We start from the raw sequence: 3,130 nt of genomic DNA, 5'->3' as shown, positions 1-3,130 counted from the left end.
GACCTGGACGACGTGATCGTCGGCTGCGTGCTGCAGTGGGATCAGCAGCACGGCAACCTGGCCCGCCATGCCGTGCTGGCGGCGGGGCTGCCCGAATCCGTCCCGGCGGTGACGGTGGACCGGCAATGCGGCTCCGGCCAGCAGGCGGTGAGCTTTGCAGCACATGGCATCCAGGCCGGTGCCTACCAGTTGGCCATTGGCGGCGGGGTGGAGTCGATGTCGCAGGCGCCGCTGCCGCCGTCGTTCAAGCCCGGCGCGCCGCTGGGCTCGCAATACAGCCCGCGCGAACTGGCGCGCTACCAGGACAACCCGCTGATACCGCAAGGCGTGTCGTCGGAGTTGCTGAACACGCGCTTCGGCCTCACGCGCGAGACCCTGGATGCCTCCGCCGTGCGCAGCCACAAACGCGCCGCCGAGGCGATTCAGGCCGGTCGCATCAAGGATCAACTGGTGCATCTGACTGAGGATCCGGCCGACCCGAACAGCCCCGTCGTCGCCGCCGACGAGGGCGTGCGCCCCAACTCCGACCCCGAGAAGCTGGCCACGCTGAAAGCCGTGTTTGCCGCCGACGGCGCCACCACTGCCGGTAATTCGTCGCAGATCAGCGATGGTGCCGCCGCGCTGCTGATGGCCAGCCGCGCCTATGCCAAGAAGCACGGCCTGAAGCCGCGCGCGCGCTTCGTCAGCACGGCAGTGGCCGCCGCCGACCCGGTGATCCAATTCACCGCCGTGCTCGACTCCACCCGCAAGGCGCTGAAGGAGTCGGGCCTCACCATCAACGACATCGACCTGTTCGAGGTCAACGAAGCCTTTGGCGGCGTGCCGTTGATGTTCCAGAAGGAATTCGGCATCCCCGACGACCGCCTGAACGTCAACGGCGGCTCGATGGCCATCGGCCATCCGCTGGGCTCCACCGGCGCGCGCATGCTCACCGACCTGTTGTACGAACTGGAGCGCCGGGGCGCCCGCTATGGCCTGCAGACCATCTGCGAGGCGTCGGGCACGGCCAACACCACCATCATCGAGCGGCTGGCATGAGCGGGGCCACCATGAGCGAAACCAGCGAAGTGCTCGTCAGCCGCGAAGGCGCCGTCGTCACCCTGACCATCAACCGCCCGCGCGCGAAGAACAGCCTGAACGGCGCGGTGTTTGCGGGCCTGTCCGCACAGTTGGCGCAACTGCGCGACGACGATGCCGTGCGGGCCGTCGTCATCACCGGCGCCGAGGGCGTGTTTTGCGCCGGTGCCGACATCACGGCGTTTGACGTGCTGCGCGCCACGCCGCTGCTGGGCGACCGCTCGGCGACGGGCTGGGACTTCTTTGCGGCGCTGGGGCGTTTTCCCAAGCCCGTCATCGCGGCGGTGGAAAAGCTCGCGCTGGGCGGCGGCACCGAACTGGCGCTGGCCTGCGACATCGCCATCGCCGGCGAGTCCGCCAAGTTCGGCGTGCCGGAAGTCAAGCTGGGCGCCATCCCCGGTGCGGGCGGCACCCAGCGCCTGGTTCATGCCATCGGCAAGTCCAAGGCCATGGCCCTGCTGCTGACTGGCGATTTCATGGACGCCCGCAAGGCTTGCGACGTCGGCATCGTGGCCGAAGTGACGGCGGACGGCCAGGCCCTGCCGACGGCGCTGGCGATGGCCCGCCGGATTGCGGCCAATTCGCCGCTGGCCGTGGCGCTGGCCAAGGATGCGGCCCTGGCCAGCTTTGAAACCCCGCTCGCCCAGGGCCTGGAGCATGAGAAGCGCAATTTCGTCGTCGCCTTGCGTTCCGCCGACAACCTGGAAGGGCAAGCCGCATTCCTGGCCAAGCGCACCCCCCAATTCACCGGCCAATAGCGCCCGTCCGTCACCTCACAAGGAAAAACCATGCAACTCAATTCCGACATTTCCGCCGTCATCACCGGCGGGGCTTCCGGCCTGGGGTCTGCCACGGCCCGGCGCCTGGCCAGCCATGGCGTCAAGGTCGCCATCTTCGACATGAACGAAGCCGTCGGCCAGGCGCTGGCCAACGAGCTTGGCGGCGTTTACTGCAACGTGGACGTGACGTCCGAGGAGCAGGTGGACGCCGCCTTCGCCAAGGCCCGCGCCGCCATCGGGCAGGAGCGCATCCTGGTCAATTGCGCCGGCACGGCCGACGCCGCCAAGACCGTCAGCCGCGACAAGAAGACCGGCGAAATCCGCCCGAGCCCCACGGATCGCTTCAACCGCATCGTGCAGATCAACCTGGTGGGCACCTTCCGTTGCATCGCCAAATCAGCCGCGGGCATGTTGACGCTCGCGCCGCTGGCCGACGGTGATCGCGGCGTCGTGGTCAACACCGCTTCGGCGGCCGCCGTGGATGGCCAGGTCGGCCAGGCCAGCTACGCCGCCAGCAAGGCCGCCGTCATGGGCATGACCCTGCCCATCGCGCGCGACCTGATGGACGAAGGCATTCGCGTCAACACCATCCTGCCGGGGCTGTTCGGCACGCCCCTGCTGAAAAGCCTGCCCGACCCCGTCCAACAGGCCCTGGCCGCTTCCGTGCCCTGCCCCAAGCGGCTGGGCGAGCCCGACGAGTACGCGCAGGCGGTCGAGTTCCTGGTCACTTGCGGCTACATGAACGCTGAGTCCATCCGCGTGGATGGCGCCCTCCGCATGGCGCCGCGCTGACGCCTTGAGCCGTTGAAGAGCTGCGGATAGCCGTCGCACGCCGTCGTGAGCACTCGCCATGATTGACCTGCATTACGCGCCCACACCCAATGGCTGGAAGATCTCCATCCTGCTGGAGGAACTGGAGCTTCCCTATACGGTGATTCCGGTCAACATCCGCGCTGGGGAGCAATTCAGGCCGGAATTCCTGGCGATCAGCCCGAACAACCGCATTCCGGCCATCGTGGACCATGCGCCGCTCGACGGCGGCGGCCCGCTGTCGGTGTTCGAGACCGGCGCCATCCTGGTCTATCTGGCCCGTAAAGCCAACCGGTTCCTACCCACGGATCTGCGCGGCTTCACCCAGACCATGCAATGGGTGATGTGGCAGGTGAGCGGGCTGGGACCCATGCTCGGCCAGCATGGCCACTTTGCGCTGTATGCACAAGAAAAGATCGCCTACGCCATCGAGCGCTACCGCGACGAAGCGGCGCGGCTGTACC

At 67.8% G+C, this 3,130-nt stretch carries 4 protein-coding genes; all 4 read left to right on the top strand.

Going from position 1 to position 3,130, the window contains the following annotated elements:
• Nucleotides 1–1,038: thiolase family protein (locus DBR23_RS25950; RefSeq protein WP_108500012.1), on the top strand; the 1,038-nt coding region annotated here is incomplete at its 5' end.
• The gene (locus tag DBR23_RS25945) at nt 1,035–1,835 is read left to right on the top strand and encodes an enoyl-CoA hydratase/isomerase family protein (protein WP_108500011.1); all 801 of its coding nucleotides are present in this window, start codon (nt 1,035–1,037) and stop codon (nt 1,833–1,835) included. The genes DBR23_RS25950 and DBR23_RS25945, both read left to right, overlap by 4 nt.
• Nucleotides 1,836–1,865: 30 nt before the next feature.
• Nucleotides 1,866–2,648 (top strand): SDR family NAD(P)-dependent oxidoreductase, encoded by a 783-nt coding sequence (locus tag DBR23_RS25940; protein WP_108500010.1) that lies wholly within the window; start codon nt 1,866–1,868, stop codon nt 2,646–2,648.
• Nucleotides 2,649–2,706: 58 nt separating this feature from the next.
• Nucleotides 2,707–3,130: glutathione S-transferase N-terminal domain-containing protein (locus DBR23_RS25935; RefSeq protein ID WP_199227807.1), on the top strand; the 424-nt coding region annotated here is incomplete at its 3' end.

The sequence above is a fragment of the Acidovorax sp. HMWF018 genome, from assembly GCF_003061035.1.
GTDB classification, from domain to species: domain Bacteria; phylum Pseudomonadota; class Gammaproteobacteria; order Burkholderiales; family Burkholderiaceae_C; genus Acidovorax; species Acidovorax delafieldii.
Note: the sequence above shows the minus strand (reverse complement) of the source record. Positions and strands in the feature narration are given on the sequence as shown.